Source organism: Pseudonocardia sp. ICBG1142 (assembly GCF_020496255.1).
In the GTDB taxonomy this organism is placed as follows: domain Bacteria; phylum Actinomycetota; class Actinomycetes; order Mycobacteriales; family Pseudonocardiaceae; genus Pseudonocardia.
On sequence record NZ_JAHLJC010000005.1, the window covers coordinates 428459 to 454379 of the forward strand.

General features: G+C 72.0%; 25 protein-coding genes. 21 read left to right on the forward strand and 4 right to left on the reverse strand.

Features of this window, described 5'->3' with window-relative positions; translation table 11 throughout:
• From KPL59_RS07260 to KPL59_RS07300, 9 genes are all read left to right on the forward strand, one after another.
• Positions 1 to 1371 carry an MCE family protein gene (locus KPL59_RS07260; protein ID WP_226360316.1) on the forward strand — a complete coding sequence of 457 codons (1371 nt, stop codon included), beginning with the start codon at positions 1 to 3 and terminating at the stop codon, positions 1369 to 1371.
• A complete protein-coding gene (locus tag KPL59_RS07265) occupies positions 1368 to 2546 on the forward strand; it encodes an MCE family protein (protein ID WP_226360317.1) in 1179 nt (392 codons plus the stop codon). Before KPL59_RS07260 ends, KPL59_RS07265 begins: the two co-directional genes overlap by 4 nt.
• Positions 2543 to 3604, forward strand: coding sequence for an MCE family protein (locus KPL59_RS07270; RefSeq protein WP_226360318.1), 1062 nt, complete (start codon positions 2543 to 2545; stop codon positions 3602 to 3604). The genes KPL59_RS07265 and KPL59_RS07270 overlap by 4 nt, the downstream gene beginning before the upstream one ends.
• The gene (locus KPL59_RS07275) at positions 3604 to 4854 is read left to right on the forward strand and encodes an MCE family protein (protein ID WP_226360319.1); all 1251 of its coding nucleotides are present in this window, start codon (positions 3604 to 3606) and stop codon (positions 4852 to 4854) included. Before KPL59_RS07270 ends, KPL59_RS07275 begins: the two co-directional genes overlap by 1 nt.
• Positions 4854 to 6161 carry an MCE family protein gene (locus KPL59_RS07280; protein WP_226360320.1) on the forward strand — a complete coding sequence of 436 codons (1308 nt, stop codon included), beginning with the start codon at positions 4854 to 4856 and terminating at the stop codon, positions 6159 to 6161. Before KPL59_RS07275 ends, KPL59_RS07280 begins: the two co-directional genes overlap by 1 nt.
• A 1-nt stretch (position 6162) precedes the next feature.
• Entirely contained in the window at positions 6163 to 6627 is a 465-nt protein-coding gene (locus KPL59_RS07285; RefSeq protein WP_226360321.1) for an MlaD family protein, read from the forward strand.
• 12 nt (positions 6628 to 6639) lie between these two features.
• Positions 6640 to 7518 (forward strand): hypothetical protein, encoded by an 879-nt coding sequence (locus tag KPL59_RS07290; protein ID WP_226360322.1) that lies wholly within the window; start codon positions 6640 to 6642, stop codon positions 7516 to 7518.
• Between the two features lie 204 nt (positions 7519 to 7722).
• Complete coding sequence (locus tag KPL59_RS07295) at positions 7723 to 8394, forward strand: hypothetical protein (RefSeq protein WP_226360323.1); 672 nt, start codon at positions 7723 to 7725, stop codon at positions 8392 to 8394.
• Positions 8391 to 8966 carry a hypothetical protein gene (locus KPL59_RS07300; RefSeq protein ID WP_226360324.1) on the forward strand — a complete coding sequence of 192 codons (576 nt, stop codon included), beginning with the start codon at positions 8391 to 8393 and terminating at the stop codon, positions 8964 to 8966. The genes KPL59_RS07295 and KPL59_RS07300 overlap by 4 nt, the downstream gene beginning before the upstream one ends.
• Before the next feature lie 188 nt (positions 8967 to 9154).
• Here KPL59_RS07300 and KPL59_RS07305 read toward each other — a convergent pair whose 3' ends face one another.
• Positions 9155 to 9919, reverse strand: a complete 765-nt coding sequence (locus KPL59_RS07305) for a transposase (RefSeq protein WP_226359656.1) — start codon at positions 9917 to 9919, stop codon at positions 9155 to 9157.
• A gap of 124 nt (positions 9920 to 10043) precedes the next feature.
• Here KPL59_RS07305 and KPL59_RS07310 point away from each other — a divergent pair, with 124 nt between their 5' ends.
• The 3 genes from KPL59_RS07310 (at position 10044) to KPL59_RS07320 (ending at position 14725) form a co-directional block, all read left to right on the forward strand.
• A complete protein-coding gene (locus tag KPL59_RS07310) occupies positions 10044 to 11465 on the forward strand; it encodes an aldehyde dehydrogenase (protein ID WP_226360546.1) in 1422 nt (473 codons plus the stop codon).
• Between the two features lie 13 nt (positions 11466 to 11478).
• Complete coding sequence (locus KPL59_RS07315) at positions 11479 to 12294, forward strand: crotonase/enoyl-CoA hydratase family protein (protein WP_226360325.1); 816 nt, start codon at positions 11479 to 11481, stop codon at positions 12292 to 12294.
• A 94-nt stretch (positions 12295 to 12388) separates the two neighbouring features.
• The gene (locus KPL59_RS07320) at positions 12389 to 14725 is read left to right on the forward strand and encodes a CoA transferase (RefSeq protein WP_226360326.1); all 2337 of its coding nucleotides are present in this window, start codon (positions 12389 to 12391) and stop codon (positions 14723 to 14725) included.
• An 85-nt stretch (positions 14726 to 14810) separates the two neighbouring features.
• Here the strand turns inward: KPL59_RS07320 and KPL59_RS07325 are convergent, their stop codons facing one another.
• Positions 14811 to 15611 carry an SDR family NAD(P)-dependent oxidoreductase gene (locus KPL59_RS07325; protein WP_075310892.1) on the reverse strand — a complete coding sequence of 267 codons (801 nt, stop codon included), beginning with the start codon at positions 15609 to 15611 and terminating at the stop codon, positions 14811 to 14813.
• A gap of 57 nt (positions 15612 to 15668) precedes the next feature.
• The gene (locus KPL59_RS07330; protein ID WP_226360327.1) at positions 15669 to 16289 is read right to left on the reverse strand and encodes a TetR/AcrR family transcriptional regulator; all 621 of its coding nucleotides are present in this window, start codon (positions 16287 to 16289) and stop codon (positions 15669 to 15671) included.
• Between the two features lie 113 nt (positions 16290 to 16402).
• On the opposite strand from KPL59_RS07330, the gene KPL59_RS07335 reads away from it, so the two are divergent.
• The 5 genes from KPL59_RS07335 (at position 16403) to KPL59_RS07355 (ending at position 21477) form a co-directional block, all read left to right on the forward strand.
• A complete protein-coding gene (locus KPL59_RS07335) occupies positions 16403 to 17380 on the forward strand; it encodes a PDR/VanB family oxidoreductase (protein ID WP_226360328.1) in 978 nt (325 codons plus the stop codon).
• A 65-nt stretch (positions 17381 to 17445) separates the two neighbouring features.
• Complete coding sequence (locus KPL59_RS07340; protein WP_226360329.1) at positions 17446 to 18609, forward strand: aromatic ring-hydroxylating dioxygenase subunit alpha; 1164 nt, start codon at positions 17446 to 17448, stop codon at positions 18607 to 18609.
• Positions 18606 to 19523 (forward strand): hypothetical protein, encoded by a 918-nt coding sequence (locus tag KPL59_RS07345; RefSeq protein WP_226360330.1) that lies wholly within the window; start codon positions 18606 to 18608, stop codon positions 19521 to 19523. The genes KPL59_RS07340 and KPL59_RS07345 overlap by 4 nt, the downstream gene beginning before the upstream one ends.
• Positions 19520 to 20305, forward strand: a complete 786-nt coding sequence (locus KPL59_RS07350) for a Zn-ribbon domain-containing OB-fold protein (protein WP_226360331.1) — start codon at positions 19520 to 19522, stop codon at positions 20303 to 20305. Before KPL59_RS07345 ends, KPL59_RS07350 begins: the two co-directional genes overlap by 4 nt.
• Entirely contained in the window at positions 20302 to 21477 is a 1176-nt protein-coding gene (locus tag KPL59_RS07355) for a transporter (protein WP_043281721.1), read from the forward strand. The genes KPL59_RS07350 and KPL59_RS07355 overlap by 4 nt, the downstream gene beginning before the upstream one ends.
• A gap of 10 nt (positions 21478 to 21487) precedes the next feature.
• On the opposite strand, the gene KPL59_RS07360 is transcribed toward KPL59_RS07355, so the two are convergent.
• Positions 21488 to 22087 carry a TetR/AcrR family transcriptional regulator gene (locus KPL59_RS07360; protein WP_075310900.1) on the reverse strand — a complete coding sequence of 200 codons (600 nt, stop codon included), beginning with the start codon at positions 22085 to 22087 and terminating at the stop codon, positions 21488 to 21490.
• A gap of 402 nt (positions 22088 to 22489) precedes the next feature.
• On the opposite strand from KPL59_RS07360, the gene KPL59_RS07365 reads away from it, so the two are divergent.
• Genes KPL59_RS07365 through KPL59_RS07380 form a run of 4 tightly spaced genes read left to right on the forward strand, consistent with a single transcriptional unit; the run spans position 22490 to position 25893 of the window.
• Positions 22490 to 23983: an aldehyde dehydrogenase gene (locus KPL59_RS07365; protein ID WP_226360332.1), complete on the forward strand. Its 1494-nt coding sequence runs from the start codon at positions 22490 to 22492 to the stop codon at positions 23981 to 23983.
• Between the two features lie 11 nt (positions 23984 to 23994).
• Positions 23995 to 24207, forward strand: a complete 213-nt coding sequence (locus tag KPL59_RS07370) for a ferredoxin (RefSeq protein ID WP_063718807.1) — start codon at positions 23995 to 23997, stop codon at positions 24205 to 24207.
• Positions 24208 to 24237: 30 nt separating this feature from the next.
• The gene (locus KPL59_RS07375) at positions 24238 to 25461 is read left to right on the forward strand and encodes a cytochrome P450 (protein ID WP_226360333.1); all 1224 of its coding nucleotides are present in this window, start codon (positions 24238 to 24240) and stop codon (positions 25459 to 25461) included.
• A 42-nt stretch (positions 25462 to 25503) separates the two neighbouring features.
• Positions 25504 to 25893, forward strand: a complete 390-nt coding sequence (locus KPL59_RS07380; RefSeq protein ID WP_226360334.1) for an SCP2 sterol-binding domain-containing protein — start codon at positions 25504 to 25506, stop codon at positions 25891 to 25893.
• Positions 25894 to 25921 lie beyond the last annotated feature (28 nt).

The window sequence follows — 25921 nt, forward strand, 5'->3', positions numbered from 1 at the left end:
GTGAACGACTCCTTCTTCACGCGGTTCAAGTACCGCGTCTACGCGCTGATCCTCATCGGTGTGGTGCTCGGCTTCCTGAGCCTGTGCACCGCCATGTACCTCAACGCCTTCGCCGACACGGTGCCGGTCACCCTGAAGGCCGACCGCTCGGGCCTGCAGATGTACCCGGGCAACCGCGTCCAGCTCAAGGGCGTCGACGTCGGGAAGGTCGGCTCGGTCTCGGTCTCGCTGGCCGACGGCGACCGCGGCGCGGTCGACATCGTCCTGGCCATGGACGCCGACCGCATCGGCCAGGTGCCGGCCGACGCCCGGGTCTCCCTCGACCAGCTGACGGCCTTCGGTGCGAAGACCGTCCAGCTCACGATGCCCGCGACGCCGTCCGGCCGGATGCTGGCCGCCGGCGACCAGATCGCCACCGACTCGGTGACCGTCGAGGTCAACACCCTGTTCGACTCCCTCGACAGGATCCTCGACACCCTCGGGCCGCGCGAGGTCAGCGAGGTCATCGGGAACCTGGCGACCGCCCTCGACGGCCGCGGCGAGCAGGTCGGTGAGACCGCCTCGCAGCTGGCCGCGTACCTCAAGCGGTTCAACGCGAACCTCCCGCAGCTGCAGACCGACTTCCGCAAGGGCGCCGACCTGGCGAACCTCTACGGCGACGTCGCCGGTGATCTGGTGACGGTCCTCGACAACGGCGCGGTGACGAGCCGGACCATCGTCGAGCAGCAGGCCGACCTGGAGAGCTTCCTGTTCCAGATCTCCAGGGTGTCCCGGACCGGTGAGGCGTTCTTCCTCCAGAACCGGGACGGCATCCGGAACGTCACGCAGACCGCCCTGCCGACCACCGAGCTGCTGCGCGACTACTCCCCGATGTTCGCCTGCTGGCTCAAGGGCCTCGACAAGTCCCGCCGGCAGCTGGAGCAGCAGCAGGGCAACACGGTGCCCGGCTTCGTGGGTCTGGTGACCCTCGAACCCGGCGACACCCCCTACACGAGCCCACCCGTCGTCGGTGCCGACAACGGCCCGGACTGCCACGGCATGCCGGACCTCGACGGGAGCGTGTTCCCGGAGTCCCTCATGAAGAACGTCGACAAGGGCGGCGAGCCCAACCCCGACGGCGACAACACCCTGCGCATCGGTGACCCGCCCCTGGTCACCCAGCTGTTCGGCCCGTTCGCCGGCGCCGGCCAGGAGCTCGGGTTCCCGGGCGAGCAGGTCCGTCCCGTCCCGGGTGGGCAGCCCGCGCCCGCCCCGGCCGATCCCGCGGCGCCCGTGCCGGCCGCGCCCGGCACGGAGTCCGCACCGCCGGCGGCGCCCCGCGAGAGCGGCGGCTTCCTCGGTGGCCTGTTCGGCGGGGAGGGCGGCCGATGAGCGAGATCTCCAAGGCCCAGAACATCACCGGGCCGCTGATCAAGACGACGGCGTTCGTCGTCGTGACGATGTTCGTGCTCGTCATCGTCAGCATCCAGATGGGTGCCGGCGGTACGGGCTTCGGTGCCCAGCGCTCCTACTCCGGGATCTTCACCGACACCTCCGGGGTCAAGGCGGGGGACTCGGTGCGGATCGCCGGGGTCGAGGTCGGCGCGGTCTCCGACGTGTCCGTCGTCGACTCCACCCTCGGGAAGGTCACCTTCACGGTCGACGCGACCCGCGAGCTGCCGGCCGACACGCAGCTGGCGGTCCGGTACCTGAACCTGACCGGCGACCGCTACCTCGAGGTCGCGCGGGGCCCGGCCGGGAACGGCGTCCTCGCCGAGGACGCGGTCATCCCGGTCGCCCAGACCCGACCGGCGCTCAACCTGGACGTACTCCTCGCGGGTTTCTCCCCGCTGTTCGAGGGGCTCGCCCCGGACCAGATCAACCAGCTCAGCTCCGACCTCATCTCGGTGTTCCAGGGGCAGGGCGGCACGATCGAGTCCCTGCTGAGCAGGGTCGGGTCGCTGACCAACACCCTCGCCGACAAGGACGCGGTGATCGGGTCGGTCGTCGACAACCTCAACACCGTGCTCGGCACCCTCGACAAGCGCGCCCCCGAGCTCGAGTCGACGATCACCGAGCTCCAGCAGCTGACCTCCGGCCTGGCCGGCGACCGGCAGCGCATCGGTGACTCGCTCGACGGCGTGAACCGCCTGACCAGCAGCGTCGACCAGCTACTGGGCAAGGTCCGCGGGCCGCTCAGGGGGACGGTCGACCAGCTCGACCGCGTGGCGAAGCAGGCGAAGGCCGGCGAGGCCGCCATCGACGAGAACCTGTCCCTGCTGCCGGGTGCCTACCTGCGGGTCAGCCGCCTCGGCTCCCGTGGCGCGACCTACAACCTGTTCATCTGCTCGCTCCGGGTGAAGACGACCGGACCGACCGGTGACCCGGTCTACTCGCCCTGGCTCGGCCCCGCCGACAACGTCGACCGCTGCAAGTTCGGCAACTCCCCGCTGGAGACGCCGGAACAGCGCGAGGCGAACCCGATCCCGCAGCAGGACGCCGCGGACCAGGGCCAGGTCCCCGACCAGATCATCCGCACCGACGACACGTCCGGAGGCGGGCGATGAAGCTGAGATTCCGGGAGAAGAACCCGGTGACCATCGCGCTCGCGGGCCTCGCGATCCTGGGGGTCCTGATGGTCGCCTCGTTCCAGCTGGCCGAGCTGGAGGTGTTCGCGGGTAAGCGCTACGAGGCACGGTTCACCGAGGCGGGCGGGCTGCAGGCCGGCAACACCGTGCGGATCGCCGGCACCGAGGTCGGCCAGGTCCGGAGCGTGACGCTGGACGGCGCCGACGTCGTCGTCGACTTCACGGTCAAGGACGTCCGCCTGAACGACCTGACCTCGGCCTCCATCGGCACCCAGACCCTCCTGGGCGAGCGCAACCTCGAGATCCGTCCCGACGGCCGCGCACCGCTGCCCGACGACGTGATCCCGCTGGCCCGCACCACGGCTCCCTACAGCATCACCGAGGGGATCGAGGACCTCACCCGGCGCACGGGCGAGATCGACATGAAGCAGGTCAGCGCGGCGCTGGACACCTTCACCGACGCCTTCGCGAACACCCCGGACGACATCGGGCCCGCCTTCGAGGGCATCACCCGGCTGTCCCGCACGATCGCCAGCCGCGACGCGGCCATCGGCGACCTGCTCCAGCGCGCCGAGTCCGTGACCGGGGTGCTCAACCGGCAGACGGCCAAGCTCAGCACCCTGCTCATCGACGGCAACAAGCTGCTCGGCGAGCTGGAGGCGCGCCGGGAGGTCATCGGCGAGCTCCTGGTGACGACGCGACGCGCCACGGACCAGATCAACGGTCTCGTCGACGACCAGCGCAACCGGCTGGCCCCGGCCCTGAACGAGCTGAACGGTGTCCTGGCGATCCTGAAGCGCAACGAGGGCAACATCGTCTCGTCGATCCAGCGGGTCTCCAGCTTCATCACCGGACTCGGTGAGGGCCTCGCCGGCGGTCCGTACTTCGCCGGTCACGGCGACCTCGGCAACGCCGGGCCCACGCTGTTCCCGGCGGCGGACTTCGTCCCCAGCCTCGCCGTCCCCACGACGCCCCTCGAGGGCGCCGCCCCCACACTGCCGTCAGTCGGCGGTCTCATCGGCGCGGGAGGCAACTGATGTCGCGCATCCGAGCCGGATCGCTGGTCCAGCGGGTCCTCGTCGTCGGGCTGGTCGCGGCGGTCGCCGTCGCCGGCCTGGTCGTCCTGATCAACGGCCAGTCCCGCACCGGGGTCGCCTACTTCACCTCGGTCAAGAACGTGTACCCGAACGACCGCGTCCGGATCCAGGGCGTCGACGTCGGGAAGATCGTCTCGATCGAGCCGGCGGGCGACAAGGTCCGCATGGAGTTCACCTACGACTCGCAGTACGAGCTGCCCGCGGACGTCAAGGCCGCCGTCGTCTCCCCGACGCTGGTCTCGACCCGCTTCCTGCAGCTCGCCCCGGCCTACACCGGCGGGCCGACGCTGCCCGACGGCGGTGAGATCCCGGTGGAGCGGACCGCATCGCCGCTGGAGTTCGACGACCTGAAGAAGCAGCTCAACGAGCTCAGCACGGCGTTGGGGCCCGACAAGGCGAACCAGAACGGCTCGCTCTCCCGGTTCCTGGACATGGCGGCGGCCAACGCCGCCGGCCACCAGGGCGCCGCGTTCAACGAGATGGTCCGGCAGGCCTCGGCCGCGGTCGAGACCCTGTCCGAGGGACGTGGCGACCTGTTCGGCACGATCCGCAACCTCCAGGCGTTCGTGACCGCCCTCAAGCAGGTCGACGGCCAGATCGTCGAGTTCAACCAGCGCCTGGACACCGTGTCCGGGGTTCTGACCGACAACGAGGACGAGCTGTCCGCCGCCCTGGACGGGATCTCCCGCGCCGCGAAGTCGGTGGACGAGTTCGTCGCCACCAACGGCCCGGTCCTGAACGACTCGGTCGAGCAGATCGGGGACCTGACCCGGACCCTCGCCAACTCGCGCGACGACCTGGCGACGATCCTGCACGTCGGACCCAGCACCCTGATGAACCTGTTCAACATCGTGTCCCCCCGGACGCACGCGCTGTCCGGCAAGCTCGTCGTGGACAACCTGAACACCCCGGCCGACTTCGTCTGCTCGACGTTCACCGCGGCCACCCAGGACCCGGTCCAGGGCATCGACTACTGCAAGAGCAACCTCGGCCCGCTGCTGAACCTCCTGCGCATCCAGCAGCCGCCGATCGGCATCAGCCCGATCGGTGTGCCCGGCGGCGGCGGACCGACCGACAACCGCCCGGCCCGCGACGAGCCGTACCGGCAGCCGACCCCGGGACCCGAGGCCCCGCCGGACCTCGACGCGCCCGGCCTCGGTGGCCTGCTCGTCCCCCAGGGAGGCAACTGATGCGACGGACGAGACGCGCCGGCGCGATCGCCGCGCTGCTGTGCTGCACGCTGTCGCTGACCGCGTGTGACTACCGTGGACTCAACGACTTCACGCTCCCGGGCGTGCCGGGCGTGGGCGACGGGGCCTACACGGTCGAGATCGAGATGCGCAACGTCGCCGACCTGGTCCCCAACAACCCCGTGCGGGTCGGGGACCAGCCGGTCGGCAACATCTCCGACGTCAGGCTCGACGGGTGGAACGCCGTCGTCACCGTCACCCTGGACGGCGACGTCCAGCTCCCCGCGAACGTCACGGCGAAGGTCGGCCAGACCTCGCTGCTCGGTGCGAAGTACGTCGAGCTGGACGAGCCGACCGACGCACCCGTCGGACGGCTCACCGACGGCGCCCGGATCGGCCTGGAGCGCGCGGGCAAGTACCCCGAGACCGAGGAGGTCCTCGCCTCGGTCGCGACGCTGCTCAACGGCGGCAACCTGCAGAACATCAAGACGATCACCCGCGAGCTGAACAAGGCACTGGGTGGGCGGACGGACGACTTCCGCAGCCTGCTGACCGAGCTGGAGACCTTCAGCCGCGGTCTCGACGACCAGAAGCAGGACATCACCCGGGCCATCGACGGGCTCGACCGGCTCGCGGCACGGTTCGCCGAGGGCGACCAGAAGATCGACGGCGCCCTGCAGTCGATCCCGCCCGCCCTGGCCGTGCTCAACCGCGAGCGGGCCCACCTCACCGACAGCCTCGTGGCGCTCGGTGAATTCGGGAAGGCGACCGACGCGGTCGTCGCCGAGAGCTCGGACAACCTGGCCCGCAACCTCGACAACCTGACGCCGGCACTGCGGGGACTGGCCGACGCGGACCGGTCGCTGACCGACTCGCTCGGACTGCTCGGGACGATCATCTTCCCGCTGCGCAACTTCGGCGAGACCTTCCAGGGCGACTACATCAACTTCTGGCTGACCCTCGACCTGACGCTCGGGACGCTGGACCAGAACTTCCTCACCGGCACACCGGCCCAGGGCCAGCTGATCCGGCTGCAGGAGATCATGAAGGCGGGCGGCAACGCCCTGGAGGCGGCGAACCTGCTGACCGCACCCGTGCTGCCGCCGGAGCCGGGCGCACCGATCGCCGAGCCGGGCCTGGACCTGCTCGACGGGGCCGTGCCCGACCAGCCGCCCCCGGGCCCGCCGTCGGGAACCCTCGAACGACCGGCCCCGCCGGAGCAGACCGAACGCGAGCAGCAGCAGGAACAGCAGCAGCCCGAGGTCCCCTCCGGCGGCCTGCTCGGCGGCCTGACGGGAGGCAACTGACGTGATCACCCGCTACGTCAAGATCCAGATCGCGATCTTCACCGTGCTGACCCTGGTCGCCACCCTGCTGATCGTCTTCTACTACGTCCGGGTTCCCCAGGTCCTCGGCATCGGCCGGATCGCGGTGACCGCGACCCTGCCCGCGGCCGGTGGCCTCTACCCGAACGCGAACGTCACCTACCGGGGTGTCACGGTCGGGACGGTCACCGACGTCGACCTGGACCCCGAGGGCGTCCGCATCCGGATGACGATCGACGAGGACCGGGTCCCGCCGAGCGGGAGCCGCGCCGAGGTGCACAGCGTCTCCGCGATCGGTGAGCAGTTCGTCGACTTCGTCCCCCAGGACCCGGCGGCGGCCCCGATGGCCGACGGCGACCACGTCCCGCTGGCGCTGACCTCGGTCCCGGTGCCGACGGCCGGCGTGCTGCAGGGGACCGACAACCTGTTGACCTCGGTCGACCAGTAGAACTTCACGACCGTGCTGACCGAGTTCGCCGACGCCTTCCGCGGTATCGGGCCCGACCTGGGCCGGCTGATCGACAACACCGGCCTCTTGGTCGAGGAGGCCGGTACCGAGCAGAACTTCGCCGCCACCGAGAACCTCATCGACGACTTCGAGGGGTTCGCCGATCCGCAGCTCGCGACGAGCGACTCCATCCGGAACTGGGGACGCAACCTGGCGTCCTTCACCGGGCAGCTGCGCGAGAGCGACCCGGCGCTGCGGTCGGTCCTGACCGACGGCAACCGGGCCGCCCAGCAGGCCGACTCCCTGCTCACCGACCTCAGCCGCAGCACCCCGCGGCTGCTGAGCACCACCGAGGTGCTGACCCGCCTCGCCGAGGCCTACCACGCGCCGATCGAGCAGATCCTCGTCGTGTACCCGATGTTCACGGCGTCGTCGCTGGTCATCGCGCCGGAGAGCGAGCCCGGGATCTTCCGGTTCAACCTCGAGACCAACGTGAACCAGCCCAACTGCGTCGAGGGCTGGATACCCGCGGGTCAGCCGGGCGGCCCCCGCAACGCGATGGAGACCGGGGACGTCCCGCTGCCGGCGAACAGCTACTGCAAGCTGCCCCAGGACGACCCGACGCTGGCTCGCAGCGCGCGCAACCTGCCGTGCTTCGAGCCCGGCGCGCCCCCCGGGCGGCGCGCCGCGACCATCTTCGAGTGCCGTGGTTCCGGGTTCAGCCCCACCTCGGCCGGCCGTCTGACCCTGCGTCCGGAGACCGGACTGAACAACGAGCCCGCCTTCGAGCCGCTCGGAGCCATCGGAGCGGTGAGCTCACCGGCCACCCCGCAGGACCGGATGACCCTGGAAGGCCTGATGACGCCGGCACCGGCCCCGGTGCCGTCATGACCGGCGGCGACCCGGGGGAGGACCCCGGGAGTGAGACAGAATCCGTGAGATGTCACGATCGACACGGTTGTGACGGCCGTCTCCCGAGCAGTCCCGCTGTCGGCGTCTGCCCCCGGGTGGGCGCCCCCGACCGGCACCGGCCCGCCTCCGTCCCACCCACCCCCGGGGTGGGGCGGTCCGGTACCGCTGACCTGAGGAGCTGACGTGGTGAGAAGCACTTCCCTCGACCGGAGGGAGTCCGCGGCCCCGGCCGACGACGACCCGGTGGCCGAGGCTGCCGGGTCCCCGGTCCGGACCGTCGACGAGGCCCCGCTCCCCGAGGTCGCACCGGTCGCGGTGGGCGAGGACCGCGACGACGCCCCCGGGGTCGACCCGCAGGCGGGGTCCGCCGAGGACGGACCCCGGCCTCTCGTGCAACGGCTGGTCCTCGCCGGCTTCGTCGTGGCGCTGGTCCTGGCGGTGGTCGCGGGTGTGCTCTGGAACGGCACCCGGGCGGCGCAGGCCGACCGGGTCGCCGCGCTGGAGAAGGCCCAGGCGGCGGCCGTCGAGCTGACCTCGATCAACTACGAGACCGCCGAGCAGGACGTCCGGCGCGTGCTGGACGGTGCCACCGGCGATTTCGGCGGGCTGTTCGCCCAGAACCTGGACTCCTACATCACCCTGGTCAAGGAGCCGAAGGTCGCCACCACGGGCGAGGTGACGGGTGCGGGGCTGGAGAGCCTCGACGGTGACACCGCCCGCGCCATCGTCGCGGTCAAGGCGACGGTGCACAACCAGACCGTCCCGAACGGTGAGTCGCGGTTCTACCGGATGGTGACCGAGCTCCAGAAGAAGGACGGCGACTGGCTGGTCGCACGAGTGGAGTTCGTGCCGTGAGGCGCGTGCTGCGTCCGATCGGACGCGCGGCGACCGCCGCCGCCGCTCTGCCGCTCCGCGGCGCCCGTGCCCTCGCGACCTGGTGGCGGGACCGTCCCCGGACCGCGACCAGGGTCCTCGCCGGCGCGGCGGTCGCGCTCCTGGGCCTGGCCGTCGTGTTCGCCGTGCTGCAGGTCCGCGCCACGCAGGCCGCGGACGCCGGGGACACGGCGCTGGCGGTGGCGAAGGAGTCGGTCCCGAACCTGCTCTCCTACGACCACCGCAGTATCAAGACCGACCTGGACGCCCGCCTGAACGAGGTCGGCGGCCGCTTCAAGGACGACTACCGGAGCCTGGTCCGGGACATCGTCATCCCGGCGTCCGACCGCGACCAGCTGGTCACACAGACCTCGGTCGCCGCGGCGGGCGTCGCCGAGCCGGCCTCGCCGGACCGGGTCCGGCTGACGATGTTCCTGAACCAGACCTCCACCCGGGCGGGGCAGCAGCAGCCCACGCTGTCCGGGTCGCGGGTCCTGGTGACGATGGAGCGCGACGGTGACCGCTGGCTGGTGACCGAGCTCAACCCGGTCTGAACCGGTTCCCGACGACGGCGCCGGGCCGCGGCGCGACCGCGGCCCGGCGCCGTCGTGCTCGTCGCGGTGGCGGATGTCCGTCGCCGACAAACTAAAACAATTAGGCTACTGTCTTTAGGGAGTGCGTCCGGCAGTCGGTCGCCGTCCTCCACAGGGGTGTGCATGGAACGAGGCTTATTCAGGCTCCGTCAGGTAAGTGTGTAGAAGATGAGTCCGATGACTGCCGAGATTGTCGTTTTAAATGTGGCGTAGGGCCGCCGGTAGTCTGTGTGGAGAACTTTCCACGTTTTGATATGGGCGATGACTCGTTCGATGGTGGCGCGTGTGTGGTTGAGGCTCTTGTTGAATGTTTTTTGCCAGTTGAGAAGTTCCCGGCCGGGTGGTTTTTTGAACGGGGTGAGCATGCCGCGCCCGATGTATCCTTTATCGCCGATCGGGGGGTATGTGGCGAGGTGGTCGAGGGCGCCGGATTGGTCGAGGCAATATAGGTCGTGTCGGGAGCCTGGGGTCGGGTCGGAGATCCACGACAGCTGCCCTTCCAGGGTGGCTGCGACCTGGACGACGACGCCGGTGGTGCGATGCTTGCCCGACCACAGACCCGGCACCGCGGCCCATGACCAGCAGGGCAGCAAGGTTCCATCGATGATGTACTGCCGATCGGCACGAAGCTCCTCTGCCGTCGGAACGACACTCCGCAGCGCCTGTGCCAGCAACGGTGTCACCCCCGTGATCGCTCGACTAACCGTCGACTGCGACACCCCATAGGTTTCCGCCAACTCCCACTGCACACGATTCCCGCGCAGATACGCCAACGTGATCACCACCGACCAGAACAACCCCAGAACCGGCGGCCAAGACAAACGTGCCTCCGTCGCGTCCCGCTGATCCTGCTCATACACTATAGCGACAAGATCCTGAATTTCATCACGCCGGAAACCAGTGGTATAGTACATACTGCGGCAGCCCGTTCATCTCGGATTGATTCGGCAAACCAATATTCGCGATGGACGGGCTGTCGCCCAACCCGACACGCCGGGCTAGATCGTTATTTCACGGGGCCTGAATAAGCCTCAACGGATCGGATCCTTCGTCGACGGTGCCTGGACCGACCGGGGCGCCGACCCGCTGCCTGTTCTCGAGGCCGCGACCGGGGAGGCGATCGGCGAGGTCGTCCCGGCCGGCCCGGACGAGGTGAGCCGCGCGGTGGCGGCGGCCGGACGCGCCGGCGCCGGATGGGCGGCCACACCGCCCGCCGAGCGGGCCGACGTGCTGGACCGGTTCGCCGCGGCGCTGACCGCCCGGGCCCGGGTGACGGCGACCGAGGTGTCCCGGGAGAACGGGATGCCCATCCGGCAGTCCGTGGCGGCGAACGGGCACGGCGCCGCGGTGATCCTCGGCTACTACGCCGGACTGATCCGCGACGGCCTGCCGGACGACCACCGTTCAGGGCCGCTCGCCCGGTCGATCGTCCGGAGGCTGCCCATCGGCACGGTCGCGGCGATCACCCCGTGGAACTACCCGCAGGCGCTGGCCGCCATGAAGCTCGGCCCGGCGCTGGCCGCGGGATGCCCGGTCGTGCTCAAGCCCGCCCCGGAGACGACGCTGGACGCCGTCGCGTTCGCGGAGGCGTCGCTCGCGGCCGGTCTGCCGCCCGGGGTGCTCGGGATCGTGGCCGGCGGCCGGGAGACGGGCGCCGCGCTGATCGCCGAGCCGGACGTCGCGAAGGTCGCGTTCACCGGGTCCACCGGCGCCGGACGCGCCATCGGCGCCGAGTGCGGCAGCCGGCTGCGACCGGTGACGCTGGAGCTCGGGGGCAAGTCCGCCTCGATCGTGTGCGACGACGCCGACCTGGACCTGTTCGCCCGCTCGCTCCCGGCCGTCTCCCTCGCCAACAACGGTCAGACCTGCCACGCGTGCACCCGCATCCTCGTGCCCCGGTCCCGCTACGACGAGCTGCTGGAGCTGGTGACCGAGACCGTCCGCGCGCTGCCGGTCGGCGACCCGCTGGACCGGGGCACCGCGATCGGCCCCCTGGTCAGCGAGGCCCAGCAGCGCCGGGTGCTCGGCATGGTGGAGGCCGGCCGCACCGCGGGCGCCCGGATCACCACCGGCGGGGGAGTGCCGGCCGGTCTGGAGCGCGGGTGGTTCGTCGAGCCCACCGTCGTCGCCGGTGTCGACAACTCCGCCGCGATCGCCCGGGAGGAGATCTTCGGCCCGGTGCTGTGCGTGATCCCCTACGCCGACACCGACGATGCGGTCCGGATCGCGAACGACTCGCCCTACGGCCTCGGCGGCACGGTGTGGACCGCCGACACCGACCGGGGCGTCGCGCTGGCCGCCCGCGTGGAGAGCGGGACCGTCGGCGTCAACCACTACGCGCTCGACCCGAACGCCCCGTTCGGCGGCGTCAAGGACAGCGGCCTCGGCCGCGAGCTCGGCCCCGAGGGGCTGGCGCCCTACCTGTCGGTGCGCTCAGTCTACCTGCCGCCGGCAGCCTGAGAGGAACCCCGCCATGACCCAGTCCGCGCCGTCCACGAGCAGGACCGACGGTCCCGCGGTCCGGTACGAGACCCGCGGCGCCGTCGCCGTGGTCACACTGAACCGCCCGCACGCCATGAACGCCGTGAACGCGGCCCTGTCCGAGGCTGCCGGTGAGGCACTCGAGGCCGCGAACGCCGATCCGGCGATCCGCGCGATCGTCCTCACCGGCGAGGGCCGCGCGTTCTGCGCGGGCGCCGACCTGAAGGAGGTGGCGCGCGGCCACCGCATCGACGCGCAGGGGCACCCCGAGTGGGGCTTCGCCGGGATCGTCCAGCACTGGGTGGACACGCCGGTGATCGCCGCCGTCAACGGGTTCGCACTCGGTGGCGGGACGGAGATCGTGCTGGCCTGCGACCTCGCCGTCATCGACGAGACCGCGACGCTCGGCCTGCCCGAGGTGCGCCGCGGCCTGTTCGCCGCGGCCGGCGGGGTGATCCGCCTCCAGCGGCAGGTGCCGCTGAAGATCGCCCTGGAGATGACGCTGACCGGCGAGCCCGTCGATGCTGCCACCGCCCGGGAGTGGGGACTGGTCAACCGGGTCGCTCCGGCCGGGGCGGCCCTCGACGTCGCGCTGGAGCTCGCCGGGACGATCGCGGCGAACGCGCCGCTCGCCGTCCGGCAGAGCAAGCACGTGGTGCACGCGACCCACGCCGGGGGATCGGTCTGGGAGCCCGAGGTGTGGGCGGTCAACCGGGAGGCGGTACGGGTGGTCTTCGGCAGCCGGGACGCCCGCGAGGGCGCCACGGCGTTCGCCGAGAAGCGCGAGCCGCGTTGGGAGCGCCGATGACCGGCGCCGCGATCGCCGGTCCGCAGACCACCGGGCTCGGCGAGTGTCTGCCCGTCGTCGCCCCCGTTGGAACCACAGTCGAGGAGACCCGCCCATGACCCGCCCCCTCGCCGCGCTGCGCGTGATCGACCTGTGCGACGGCCCGGCCGGGCTCTGCGCCACCCTGCTGGCCGACCTCGGTGCGGCCGTGGTCCGGGTCGAGCCGCCCGCGGGGGCGCGGTCGCGGTCGGAGGAGCCCGTCCTGCACGGGGTCGGCCTGCCGTATGTCCTGCGTGGCCGCGGCGTGACCCCGTGGAGCCTGGACCTGGCCGAGGAGGGGGATCGGGAGCGTCTGTTCGCCGCGGCCGCGGAGGTCGACATCGTGGTGCTCGACGGGGAGGCCGCGGCGCTCCTGGACCCGGACGAGCTGCGCCGCCGGCTCCCCGGACTCGTCGTCGTCGCGCTGACGCCGTACGGCCTGACCGGTCCCCACCGGGGCCGGGTCGTCACCGACGCGGTCCTCACCGCCGTGGGCGGGGTGCTGTCGCGCTCCGGTCTCCCGGGTGAGCCGCCGCTGCTGCCCCCGCCCGGTCTGGCCGACGGGACCGCCGCGGTCCAGGCGGCGTGGGCCGCCCTCGTCGCCCACGTCCACCCGTCGCGGACCGGGCGGGGCGAGCTGGTCGACGTGTCGGCCCACGAGGCGGTCGTGCACGGGTTCGACCCGGGGTTCGGCACCCAGGGATCGGCGGCCGCCGGCCGGTCGGAGGACTTCCCCCGGGACCGGCCGGACGCCCGGGCCTTCTACCCGGTCTTCCGCTGCGCCGACGGCCACGTCCGCATCTGCCTGCTGGCCACGCGTCAGTGGCGTGCGATGTTCGCGTGGCTGGGGTCGCCGGAGGAGTTCGCCGACCCGCGGTACGACACCATCCCGGCCCGCTTCGCGGCGGCCGACCGGCTGCACCCGCTGATCGCCGAGCTGTTCGCGGGCCGCAAGCGCGCCGAGCTCGTCGACGAGGGCGCCGAGCGGGGGATCCCGGTCGGCGGTGTCCTCGCCCCGTCCGAGGCCATCGAGGAGGCCCACTTCCGGATCACCGGCGCGCTCCGGCCCGTCGCGGTCGCCCCGGACCTGGAGGCGGTCGTCCCCCAGGGCTTCGCCATTGTGGACGGGGTCCGGGCCGCGGCCGAGGTCCCGGTCGCCACGATCGTCGACGGCCACCCGTCGTTCCCGGAGCGGGCGCCCGTCACACGGGAGGCCTCGTCACCCGAGCGACCCCTCGCGGGCCTGCGGGTGCTGGACCTCGGGGTCATCGTGGCCGGCGCCGAGGCGGGACGGCTCTGGGCCGACCAGGGTGCCGAGGTGATCAAGGTCGAGAACGCGGGGTTCCCGGACGGTCTCCGGCAGTCCCGCCGCGGCGCGGGGATGAGCGCTTCGTTCGCCTGGGGGCAGCGGAACAAGCGCAGCATCGGGCTCGACCTGCGCACCGCTCGAGGGCGTGAGCTGCTCCGCGCGCTGGCCGCCGACGCCGACGTCCTGCTCGCCAACTTCAGGCCGGGCACGCTCGCGAAGCTCGGACTCGGCGCCGAGGACCTGCGCGCGGTCGCCCCGCGGCTGGTCGTCTGCGACAGCAGCGCCTTCGGCGCCTCCGGGCCGTGGAGCGGGCGGATGGGCTACGGGCCGCTGGTCCGGGCCGCCACCGGGCTCTCCTCGCTGTGGGCGGTCCCGGGGCGCGACGACGCGTTCTGCGCCGGCGCGACCGTGTTCCCCGACCACGTCGCCGGAGCGGTGTCCGCGCTCTGCTCGCTGGCCGCGGTGATCGGCCGCGACCGTACCGGGCGGGGCGCGGCGATCGAGATCTCGCAGGCCGACGTCGCGCTGACCCTGCTCGGCCCGGTGCTCGCCGCCGAGTCCGTCGAGCGCGGTGCCGGTGCCACGGCGGGCCGCGCCGATCTCACGGGCGTGTTCGCCTGCGCCGGCGACGACGAGTGGGTGGTCGTCCAGGCCCGCGACGGGCGGGACTGGGACCGCCTGCGCACCCTGGTCGGCTGGGACGCGCCGGGGGCGTCCACCCCGGCGCAGCGTCGCGACCCGGACGGTCCGGTGCACCGGGCCGTCGCGTCCTGGGCGGCGACCCGGTCACCGGCCGAGGCCGTGCGGGAGCTGCAGGCCGCGGGCGTCCCGGCGGGGGCGATGGTGCGCCTGCCCGAGGAGCCCGACGACGAGCACCTCGTCGCGCGGGGCGCCTTCTCGACGATGGAGCACCCGGACCTGCCGGTGGCGCTGCCGGCGAACACCGGCCCGGCGCGGTTCTCCTCGCTGCCGGTGCCGGCGCTCGCCCCCGCGCCCCGGCAGGGGGAGCACACCCGGGAGATCGCCCGGGAGCTGCTGGGGCTGTCCGACGCCGAGATCGAGGAGCTGCTCGGGGCGGGTGTGCTGCAGGATCCCGCTCAGTAGGTCCGCCGGCACCGGTGGTCGAGGAGGTCGAGGAGGTCGCGGCGGAACACGTCGTCGTCGCCCGCGACCATGTGGCCGGTACCCGTCAGTGCCCGCTCATCCCGCCGTCGACGGCGAGCGTGGCCCCGGTGACGTAGCCGGATGCCGGCGTCGCGAGGAACAGCATCGCCGCGTCCAGCTCGCGCTGGGTGCCGAGCCGGGCCAGCGGGAGCCCGGACAGGAACCCGTCGAGCACGTCGTCGGGCATCTCCCCGGTCATCTCGGTCCGGACGAAGCCCGGCGCCAGGGCGTTGACGCGGATGCCGCGGCGGCCGGCCCACTGCTGGGAAAGGTCGCGGGTCAGCCCGAGCAGGCCCGCCTTGCTCGCCGAGTACGCGGCCTGGGGGAGCCGGGAGGCGACCAGGCCGAGGGCGCTCGCGACGTTGACGATCGCCGAGCCGGGGGGCATGTGCCGGGCGCACGCCCTGGCCATCCAGTAGGCGCCGTTCAGGTTGGTCTCGAGGACTCGGCGGAACCCGGCCGGCTCCTCCCGCAGCGCGGGGACGACGGTCGAGACCCCCGCGTTGTTGACGAGGACGTCGACCCGGCCGAACTCCGCGACCGCGGCCTCGACCGCCCGTTCGCAGGCGTCCTCGTCCGACACGTCGGCAGGCACCGCGAGGTGTCTGCGGCCCCGCGCGGTGACCGAGGCGCCGACCTCACCGAGCCGGTCGGCGCGGCGGGCGACCAGGACCACGTCTGCGCCGGCCTCCGCCAGAGCACCGGCGAACCCGGCGCCGAGACCGGAGCTGGCGCCGGTGACGACCGCGACGCGACCGTCCAGCCGGAAGAGGTCGTACAGGCCGGTGGCTCCCGCGGCGTCCTCGCCGCGTCCCGAACGAGACATGCGACGTACTATGTCACATGTCTCATCGAGGTCCGGTGTCAGTGACGGTGCCGGGTGTCAGTGACGGTGTGCCACGCCGTCGAGGAACGCCCGGATCGTGGCGACGAAGAGCTCCGCGCGGTTCAGGGAGTGGGCGTCGACGGCCCGTGCGAGCTGTGGGGTCAGCGCCGGGTCCTCCACCGGGAACGGGTTGTCGCCGCTCTGGGACCGGTCGCCCACCGCCTCGGTCAGTGCGCTGCCCAGCGTCAGCTTCTCCAGCCCGTCGAGGAGCAGCACGTGGTCCTCCAGCGGGATGGGGCAGGACCGGAGCCGCTCGGCCGCCGCCTCGTGGCTGCGAACCAGTACCTCGCGCGGGAGGAACTGCAGGAGTAGGGGTGCCGCCGACGGGTGGGCCAGGATCGTCGCGCGGAAGTTGAGGGCGAGCAGGACGAAGAACTCCGTCCACGGGGCGTCGTCGGCCACGTCGGGGACCGGCGTGTCGCGCACGACGGTGCGGGCGATCTCCGCCATCAGCCCGGCGCGGTCGTCGAAGTGGTGGTAGAGCGACGGCGTGCGCACACCCAGGCGTTCGGCGAGGCGGGGCATGCTGAATGCCTCGTAGCCGTCCTCGTCCACGAGGGCGAGGGCGGCGCGCGCGATCGAGCGTCGGGTCAGCGGAGCTGCCTTGAATACGGGCACCCGTCAAGTATGCAGCACCTTTGCGTCATCGTTTGACCCCCGACACCTAAAGCCTTAAGGTTTTTCGTGTTGCCCGCCGAGTGACGGGTGGACGGAAAAGGCGGTGGTTGCTCATGAGCGAGCGCACCCCGGGGGAGGCACTCGACCTGGAAGTCCGGTCGAGGACCGAGGTCGCCGATGACGTGGTCGCCCTGGAGCTGGCGGACCCGGCGGGTGGCGAGCTGCCCGCGTGGGAGCCCGGGGCGCACGTCGACCTGGTCCTGTCGCCGGGGCTCGTGCGTCAGTACTCGCTCTGCGGCTCCCGCGAGGACCGCGGTACCTGGACGGTCGCGGTGCTCCGCGAGGAGGACGGGCGCGGCGGGTCCCGGGAGGTCCACGACCGGATCGCCGTCGGGGACAAGGTCGCGATCCGCGGTCCCCGCAACCACTTCCCGCTGGTCGACGCCGAGTCCTACGTGTTCGTCGCCGGCGGCATCGGGATCACCCCGATCCTGCCGATGGTCGCCGAGGTCGACCGCCGCGGTCTGCCGTGGCGACTCGTCTACGGCGGGCGGTCCCGGTCCCGGATGGCGTTCGCCTCCGAGCTCACCGACCGCTATGGCGAGCGGGTCACGCTGCACCCGCAGGACCGGTCCGGGCTGCTCGACCTCGACGGGATCCTCGCCTCGGCCCCTGCCGGAGCCGCGATCTACTGCTGCGGCCCCGGGGCGTTGCTCGACGCGATCGAGGAGCGGCACGCCGAGCGGCCCGGAGCAGGTCCGCTGCACGTGGAGCGCTTCGCCCCGCGGACCCGGCAGGAACCGGCGGGCGGCGTCGGGGGTGACGAGGGCTTCGAGGTCGAACTCGCGTCGTCGGGCCGGGTGGTGCCGGTCCCGGCCGGCGTGAGCGTCGTCGAGGCGCTCGAGGAGGCCGGCGTCCCCGTCGAGACCTCCTGCCGGGAGGGCACCTGCGGCACCTGCGAGACCGCGGTGCTCGGCGGTACCCCCGACCACCGGGACTCGATCCTCGACGACGACGAGCGCGCCGCGGGTGACGTCGTCTTCCCCTGCGTCTCCCGGGCCACGAGCGCCCGTCTGATCCTCGACCTCTGAACGTATCGGCCGGTCCGCGACATCCGGCGGACGAGCACGGCACGCATGCCACGAAGGGAACAACGATGACCCGCTCCATCGCGCCCCGCGAGGACCGCATCCGGCGGACGCTCCAGCACCTCCGTGACGACAGCACGGACCGGTTCGACGAGGTCGCCTCGTTCGAGCCGCACGAGTTCACCGACCCGGAGGTCGCCCGGACCGAGCGGGACCGGGTGTTCGGCGAGGTGCCGTCGATCATCGCCCACGGTTCCGAGCTCCCGCGGCCGAACGACTTCATCACCCGGCAGATGCCCCGCAACAAGGTCATCGTCGTGCGCCAGAAGGACGGCGGCGTCAAGGCCTTCGTCAACCTCTGCCGCCACCGGGGCGCGTTGCTGGAGGAGCAGGAGTCCGGCCGCTGCCGCCTGTTCTCCTGCGGCTACCACCGCTGGTCCTACGACACCGACGGCAGCCTCCGCGCCGTCACCCGCGACAACACCTTCGGCGACATCGACCGGTCGCAGTTCGGTCTCGTCGAGCTCCCCTGCGAGGAGCGGCACGGGTTCGTCTGGATCGTCGACCGGGCGGGCGCCGAGATCGACGTCGCCTCCTGGCTGGGCGAGGACATGGACGGGATCATGTCCGGCTACGGCATCGAGAAACTCGTCGCCGTCCGCTCCGAGGGCTTCGACGAGCCGGTCAACTGGAAGGTCATGCAGGACGCCTTCCTCGACGGATACCACATCCAGTACGCGCACCCCAACACCGCGGCGAAGCACATCCACACCAACGTCCTGACCATCGAGGACTTCGGCCGTCACTGCCGGTTCATCGCGCCGCGCAAGACGATCGACAAGTACCTCGACGAGGACCCGGGGGACACGAGCCTGGACAAGCACATCACCGAGACCCACTTCCTGCTCCCGAACAGCACCCTGCTGCGCCAGCCCGACCACTTCCAGCTGCTGACCTTCCGTCCGCACCCCACCGACCCGGGCCGGTGCCGGATGGAGATGCGCCTGATGGTCCCGTCGGTCGAGGAGACCGGGATGAACCGCGACAAGTGGGAGCGGTTGTGGGACAAGAACTGGAACATCCTCATCGCCGTCCTGCACGAGGAGGACTTCCCGCTGCTGCGCAGCTCCCAGGAGGGGATGGCCAGCGCGGACGGCGGCTCGATGCTGCTCGGCCGCAACGAGGTTGCCAACCAGGTGTTCCGGCGGGAGCTCCGGAAGCTGACGTCGTGATCCTCCACGAGTGGTACCGCTCGGTGCCCGAGGACCTGCGCGCCGGGCTCCGGGCGCTGCTGGACGACGCGGCCGGGCACGACGCCGAGGCGGGCTTCCCCAGGGTGCGGCCGGACGACGGCCCGGACGTGCACCATCTCGTCGTCCACCTGCTGCCCGACGAGCGGGAGGTCGTGGAGGACCGCGGGGTGCCGGTCCTCGCGGCCTACCTGCAGCTCCGGGTCGCGTCCGACGGCACCGCGGTCGCGCGGTACGTCGTGCGGCCGGATCTGCGGTCCCGCGGTGTCACCACCCTGCTGTTCGAGAAGATCGGGCTGGACGTGCACGCCCCGGACGGCTGGGCCGGGACCGGTGCCCGGGAGGTACGGATCTGGGCGCGCGGGGACCACCCGGCCGCCCGCCGGCTCACCCGGCGGTTCGGGTCCCACGACATCTCCCGCACCCGGCACCAGTGGAACCTGCTGGCCCCGGTGCGCGGGCTGCGCCGCGACGACCTGCTCGCCGAGGTGCCCGCGGCCGCGGAGGTCGAGGTGCGGGACGTGACCGGGCCCGACGAGCCCGCGGCGGTCCGCGGGATGCTCGGGACCCTCGCGGGCGACCCGCCCGCCGACGGTGCACTGGTCCGTGTGACCGGCCGGTCCGGTGTGGACGGCGCCGTGTGGGTCGACGTCACGGCGGACGAGGCGACCGAGTACGGCACCGCCGGCCGGATCCACGGCCCGGCGGTCTGGCCCGACGGGCGCGCCGACGCCACCCGCGCCGCGCTCCTGGTCGCGGCCATGGAGGAGATCGCCGGTGCCGGCCTGCCGGTCGCCGCGCTCGTCGTCGACGGCGACGACGACCGGCTCGTCCACCTGACCCGAGCGCTCGGCTTCGTGCACGAGCGGACCGACGCGGAGTACCTGCTGCGATGAGTGACACGACGACGGACCCGGCCACGGAGCGCACGGCGCCCGTTCTCGGCGACGGGGTCCCGGACGACCTGCCCGCGGTCGTCGCACGGCACGGCCAGGTGGTCGCCGCCGGAGACCTGGAGGCCACCCTGGCCGACTTCCGGCCCGACCGGGTCGGCCAGCTCGTCGCCTCGGCGCGGCTGCCCCGGACGATGGTCGGCAGTGAGGTGCTGAGCATCGAACGTCAGGCCGACGGGCTCATGGCGGCCCACATCCGCTACCGGCACGCCGACGGCGACACGACCGTGCTGCGGTCCCGCTGGGTGCGGCTGCCACAGGGCTGGCGGGTGTCGGAGGTGCGCAACGTGCCCGACACCCCGCCGGTCCTCGAGCCCCTGCCGGCCTACGACGACGACCTCCACGCCCCGCACCGGGCCGGGCTGGCCGCCGGTGAGCTGCGCATCCAGCGTTGCGCCCGGTGCGGCGAGTGGATATGGGCGCCCCGGGCGCTGTGCCCGGCCTGCCACGGGACCGACCTGGACTGGCCGGTCGTCGAGCCGTCGGGGTCGGTCTACTCGTGGACGCGGACCTGGCAGCCGTTCGCCCGGGAGGTGAGCGGGCACGTCCCTTACGTCGTCGTCCTGGTGGAGCTCGACGGCGCCGGTCGCCGGCGGGTGCTCGGCGTGCTGCGCGACGGGGACGCGACGACCCCGGCCGTCGGCGACCGGGTGCAGGGCGAGTTCGACCGGACCGGCGACGGCGCAGCCCTGCTGCGCTGGCGGATCGTGGAGGGGACCCGATGAGCGGGATGCGCGGGGCGGCGGCGGTCGTCGGGATCGGGCACACCCCGTTCCACAAGCGGGGCGAGGGCCCGGCGTCGGCGCTGCGCCTGACGCTGGAGGCCGTCCTGGCCGCCTGCGCCGACGCCGGGATCGACGCCCGGGAGCTCGACGGGTTCGTCTCCTACGCCAACGACCAGAACGAGGGTGTCGCCCTCGCCGCGGACCTCGGGGTCCGCGAGGTCCGCTGGTCGACGATGGTGTGGGGCGGTGGCGGCGGCGGGGTCGCGGCCGCCGTCAACGCCGCGGCGGCGGCCATCGCGGCGGGCCAGGCCGAGACGGTCGTCGTCTACCGGGGGATCACCGAGGCCGACGACGGCCGCGGCAGCTACGGCAAGGGCCACTTCCCGCCGCTGCTGCACGACCACGGCGTCCTCACCCCGGTCCAGATCTGCGCGCTGCGCACGCAGCGGATGATCGAGGTGGACGGGGTGCCCCCGTCGGCACTGGAGGCCCTCGTCGCGGCCGACTACCGGCACGCGTCGACGAACCCGGTCGCGGCCGGCCGCGACCGGGCGCTCGACCACGAGACCTACGCCGACGCGCGCTGGATCTCCGAGCCGCTGCGGCTCTTCGACTGCTCGCGGGAGAACGACGCGGCCGGTGCGGTCGTGCTGACCACAGCCGAACGGGCCCGCGGTCTCGCGACCACGCCCGCGTACGTCCTCAGCGGGGTCCAGGGGGCCGCGCGCGGCTGGTGCGAGTCCGCCGAGAACGACGAGCCCTACACCAGCGCCGGCTTCCACCCGGCGATGGTGGACCGGCTCTGGTCCGACGCGGGGGTGAAGCCGGGCGAGGTCGACGTCGTCCAGGTCTACGAGAACTTCAGCGGCCCCGCCGTCGCCGCGCTCATCGACCTCGGTCTCTGCCCGCCCGGCCCGGCCGCGGGGGAGTTCATGACGGTCGAGAACCTGTCCGCGCCGGACGGGCGGCTGCCGATCAACACCGCGGGCGGCAACATCGCGGAGGGGTTCGTGCACGGGATCGGCCTGGTGCTCGAGGCGGTGCGGCAGATCCGGGGCACCTCGGCCAACCAGGTCCCCGGGGCGCGGTCGTCGCTGCTGCTGGGGGGACCGATGGCGCCCCTGGTCAGCGCGACCCTGTTCGGTTCGGAGGAGATGCTCGGGAAGCGGTGAGGGCGCGGGCTCAGGGGAGGAACGCCGGCAGGACGAAGGTCCGGAGCTCCTCGCGCAGCGCGTCCTCGGTGACGACCGACCGGTCCCGTTCGAGCAGCAGCAGGTTGACCCCGGCGATCCAGCGGGCGGCCGCGCGCAGGTCGAGGTCCGAGCGCATCTCACCGCGGGTGATGGCGTCGAGGAAGATCGGCTCCCACATCAGCAGGGTGATGCCCTCGGCCAGGGTGTGCCCGCCGAGGGTGCGCCCGACCAGGCCGTGCTGTTCGGAGACGATCAGGAGCTGGACGACCGGGTCCCGGCTGCCCTTGTCGATGTTGTAGATCAGCCCCTCGACCAGCCGGTCGGCGAACGTCGGCCACCGCTGGATGTGGGCCTGCATCCGCGGCACGTTGATCAGGGCTCGTCGCTCCACGGCGGCGACGACGAGCGCTTCGCGGTCGGCGAAATGGCGGTAGAGGGTCGCGCGGGAGACCGACGCGGCCTTCGCGACGTCCTCCATGGTCGTCTTCGCGACCCCGAAGCGGCCGAAGCACTCCTCCGCCGCGCGGAGCAGCCGTTCCCGGACCCCGCCCCCCGCCCGTCTCAACGACTCCGACGGACCTGCTGTCATGGCCGGAGTGTAGCCGTGGTCCGGGCCGACCCGATCCGACACGGGACCGCGCGTCGCACCCTGTGCACCGCCATGACTCCGCTGCGTGACGCCCGGTCCGTCCGATCGTTCTCCTGTGTGGACCGGCGCGCCGGCGTGCCGGGGGGCCCGCCGTCGTCGGGAATAGTGTTCACCGAGGCTTATTCAGGGCCGCCTGGCGGGCTACCTCGCTGCGGTCCCGACCTGGAGAAACACCGCACTTCATGATCACCCTGAATAAGCCTCACCCTGTCCGCCGTTCGTCGAAAGGTTTTCGGGAAAGCGTCTTGACGGCTTTGCCTAGAGTCTTTAGGCTACGACTCGTTCCGACGGATCCTGGCAATGTGGGCCGGACCTCTTGACCGTCTGACCAGCGGAGATGCAATGAAGCAGTTCGAGAACTACGTCAACAGTCGCTGGGCTGCGGCGAGCGGTCCATTTATCGAGGTGGACGATCCGTCCACCGGTGAGATCATCGGATCGGTCCCCGACAGCGGCGCGGACGTGGTGGACCAGGCGGTCGGTGCCGCGCGGGCCGCCTTCGAGGGCCCCTGGGCCCGGATGCGCCCCCAGGACCGCGCCCAGGTCCTCCGGGACCTCGCCTCCGCGCTGGACTCCCGCTTCGACGAGCTGTCCGACGAGCTGGTGCGCGACACCGGCTGCACCGCGCGCCTGTGCGGGATGCTGCAGGTCGGCGGTCCGCTCGGGCACCTGCGCGACTTCGCCGAGATGTCGGCGTCGCTGGCACCGACGGCCTTCCCGATGCAGACGACCCCCGGCTTCGGGCAGTGGGAGCTGCACCGCGAGCCGGTCGGCGTCGTCGCCGGGTTCACCCCGTACAACTTCCCGCTGTTCATCGCCGTCTGGAAGGCGGCCCCCGCGCTGCTGGCCGGCAACACGGTGGTCCTGAAGTCCTCGCCGCTCACCCCGTTCGGCCTGGAGGCGCTGGCCAGGGCCGCGGACGAGGTCGGCCTCCCGCCGGGCGTGCTGAACCTGGTGCACGGCGACCGCACGGCCGGCGAGGCCCTGGTCGCGCACCCCGGAGTGGATCTCGTCAGCTTCACCGGCAGCACCGCCGTCGGTACGCGGATCATGGCCTCGGCCGCGGCCACGGCGAAGGAGGTCCTGCTGGAGCTGGGCGGGAAGTCCCCCGCCGTCGTGCTGTCGGACGCGCCTGCCGAGCTCGCGGTCCGCGGCACGCTGTTCAGCAGCATGATGCACAGCGGGCAGGCGTGCGTGGCCACGAGCCGCATGCTGGTGCCGGACTCGCGGTACGACGAGTTCCTGGACCTGCTGGCCACCCGTGCCGGCCAGCTGACCGTGGGGGCCGCGACCGAGCCGACCTCCGACGTCGGCCCGGTCATCTCCGCGGCCCAGCGGGACAAGATCGAGAAGTTCGTCGCGGGCTCCGTCGAGCAGGGCGGACGCGTCGTCGCGGGGGGCGAGCGACCCACCGGTGTGCCGGAGGGTGGGCACTACGTCGCCCCGACGGTGCTCGCGGTGGACACCGACAACGTCGCCGCCCGTGAGGAGATCTTCGGACCGGTCCTCGCGGTCGTGCGCTACTCCGGTGTCGACGACGCCGTCCGGATCGCCAACGACAGCGAGTACGGGCTCGCCGCCTCGGTCTGGGGCACCGACCTCCAGAGCGCGCGCGCCGTCGCCGCGCGGCTCGAGAGCGGTCTGACGTGGATCAACGACGTCGCCGCGGCGGACGTCGCGCGCACGCCGTTGTCCGGCCGCAAGCGCAGCGGGGTCGGCTCCGAGCTCGGCGTCGACGGCCTGCACGCCTACACCAAGGTGAAGAGCCTCTACACGGCTCTCGACACCGACATCGACGGCCGTTCCTACGGCGCCGTCGGTCTCGACTGGGACTGAGAGGACCGACCGTGTCAACCGAACTGACCGTGGACGTCGACCGGAACACCTGCGCCGGTCACGGCCGCTGCTACTCCCTCGCTCCCGAAGTGTTCGACGCCGACGACGAGGGCTTCCCGGTCCTGCTGGCCGCGAACGTCTCCGGTGCCGCCGCCGACGAGGCGCGTACGGCGGCACGCAACTGTCCCGAGCGGGCGGTCCTGCTCGATCACCCCACGAGCTGAGCACTCCCGACACCGCCGAGGAGCCACCACATGACCACCAGCACCCCCAGCACGGCCGAGACCGCCGACGTCCAGGTCGACTTCGACATCCACGACCCGAAGCAGGTCGAGACCGTCTACGAGCGCTACGCCGAGCTCCGCAACACGTGCCCGGTCGCCCATTCCGACAAGTACGGCGGCCACTGGATCCTGACCCGCTACGACGACATCCACGACGTCTGCCGCAACCCCGAGGTCTTCTCCAGCGAGAGCGTCAACATCCCCGGGACCATCGGCCAGGACGGTCCGATGATCCCGCTGGAGGTCGACCCGCCGGACCACGGCGCCTACCGCGCCATCCTGCAGAAGCTCTTCTCCCCGAAGCGGATGAGCGCGCTCGAGCCGGAGATCACCGCGATCGTCACCGAGCTGCTCGACGCGATGGAGGGCAAGGAGAAGGTCGACTTCGTCGAGGCGTTCGCCCAGCCGCTGCCCACCAGGGTGTTCCTGGCGATGATGGGCTGGCCGCACGAGGACGCCCCCCGGTTCCAGAAGTGGACCGACGACATCGTCCTCGGCAAGCCGGGTGCCTCCGAGGAGGAGGCCACCGAGTTCCGGATGGCCGCGGCGATGGAGGTCTACGCCTACTTCGCCGAGATGCTCGACGAGCGGATGGAGAACCCCGCCGTCGACGACGTCACCGGCGTGCTCGTCAACGGCAAGTTCCAGGACCGGGACCTGACCCAGTTCGAGATGCTGAACATGCTGTTCCTGCTGATGATCGCGGGACTGCACACGGTGCTCGGTCAGCTCGCCCACAGCGTGATCCTCTTCGCCGAGCAGCCTGAGGTCCGCCGGCAGCTGGTCGAGGACCCCTCGCTCGTTCCGACCGCGGTCGAGGAGATGGTGCGCTGGGAGTCCGCGGTCGCCGCGGCCCGCGTGATCAAGTCCGACGTCGTCGTGGGCGGCGTGCAGTTCTCCGCGGGGGACAAGGTGCTGATCCCCTACGGCGCCGCCAACCGCGACCCGGAGAAGTTCGACTCCCCGGACACCGTCGACCTCTCCCGCTCGCCCAACCCGCACCTCGGCTTCGGCGCCGGGCACCACCGCTGCCTCGGGTCGCACCTGGCCCGCAACGAGCTGCGGATCGCGTTCACCGAGCTCCACCGCCGGTTCCCGGACTACAAGCTCGACCCGGAGGACTCGCCGGTCCGCCATCTCAGCCAGGTCAAGGGCGTCGAGCGGCTCCCGCTCATCCTCGGCCGGTCCGCCTGATCCGACCTCTCCCACCCACCACTGTTCCCCGGAGGAGCACAGATGACCGTCAAGCTCGGAACCGTCGACTTCTACCAGGCCATGGCCGATGAGCTGAACAACGACCCCGTGTGGCACCAGAAGGGTGCCGGGATCTCGATGACCATGGTCTACAAGTACGAGGCCCCGATCGAGGGCCAGTTCTACTGCGTCTTCGACGACGGCAAGGTCACCGAGGTCCGTGACGCGACCGCGGAGGACCTGGAGAACGCGCAGTTCGTGATCAGCGGCTCGAGCGACGTCTGGCGCGGCCTGTTCGAGGACAAGATCAATCCGACGGTCGCGATGACCCGCGGCCAGCTCCGGGTGCGCGGCAAGATGTCGCAGCTGCTCAAGAACATGTCCGCCTTCCAGCACGTGATCGCCGCGATGAAGCGCGTCGACTTCGAGTGACCCGACCCCACACCGCGAGGAGCAGCAG

Excerpts from the sequence above, each read along its gene's own strand:
- KPL59_RS07265 (WP_226360317.1), top strand. The coding sequence starts at position 1,368 with ATGAGCGAGATCTCCAAGGCCCAGAACATCACCGGGCCGCTGATCAAG.
- KPL59_RS07270 (WP_226360318.1), top strand. The coding sequence starts at position 2,543 with ATGAAGCTGAGATTCCGGGAGAAGAACCCGGTGACCATCGCGCTCGCG.
- KPL59_RS07275 (WP_226360319.1), top strand. The coding sequence starts at position 3,604 with ATGTCGCGCATCCGAGCCGGATCGCTGGTCCAGCGGGTCCTCGTCGTC.
- KPL59_RS07280 (WP_226360320.1), top strand. The coding sequence starts at position 4,854 with ATGCGACGGACGAGACGCGCCGGCGCGATCGCCGCGCTGCTGTGCTGC.
- KPL59_RS07305 (WP_226359656.1), bottom strand. The coding sequence starts at position 9,919 with ATGTACTATACCACTGGTTTCCGGCGTGATGAAATTCAGGATCTTGTC.
- KPL59_RS07315 (WP_226360325.1), top strand. The coding sequence starts at position 11,479 with ATGACCCAGTCCGCGCCGTCCACGAGCAGGACCGACGGTCCCGCGGTC.
- KPL59_RS07320 (WP_226360326.1), top strand. The coding sequence starts at position 12,389 with ATGACCCGCCCCCTCGCCGCGCTGCGCGTGATCGACCTGTGCGACGGC.
- KPL59_RS07325 (WP_075310892.1), bottom strand. The coding sequence starts at position 15,611 with ATGTCTCGTTCGGGACGCGGCGAGGACGCCGCGGGAGCCACCGGCCTG.
- KPL59_RS07335 (WP_226360328.1), top strand. The coding sequence starts at position 16,403 with ATGAGCGAGCGCACCCCGGGGGAGGCACTCGACCTGGAAGTCCGGTCG.
- KPL59_RS07340 (WP_226360329.1), top strand. The coding sequence starts at position 17,446 with ATGACCCGCTCCATCGCGCCCCGCGAGGACCGCATCCGGCGGACGCTC.
- KPL59_RS07350 (WP_226360331.1), top strand. The coding sequence starts at position 19,520 with ATGAGTGACACGACGACGGACCCGGCCACGGAGCGCACGGCGCCCGTT.
- KPL59_RS07355 (WP_043281721.1), top strand. The coding sequence starts at position 20,302 with ATGAGCGGGATGCGCGGGGCGGCGGCGGTCGTCGGGATCGGGCACACC.
- KPL59_RS07360 (WP_075310900.1), bottom strand. The coding sequence starts at position 22,087 with ATGACAGCAGGTCCGTCGGAGTCGTTGAGACGGGCGGGGGGCGGGGTC.
- KPL59_RS07365 (WP_226360332.1), top strand. The coding sequence starts at position 22,490 with ATGAAGCAGTTCGAGAACTACGTCAACAGTCGCTGGGCTGCGGCGAGC.
- KPL59_RS07375 (WP_226360333.1), top strand. The coding sequence starts at position 24,238 with ATGACCACCAGCACCCCCAGCACGGCCGAGACCGCCGACGTCCAGGTC.
- KPL59_RS07380 (WP_226360334.1), top strand. The coding sequence starts at position 25,504 with ATGACCGTCAAGCTCGGAACCGTCGACTTCTACCAGGCCATGGCCGAT.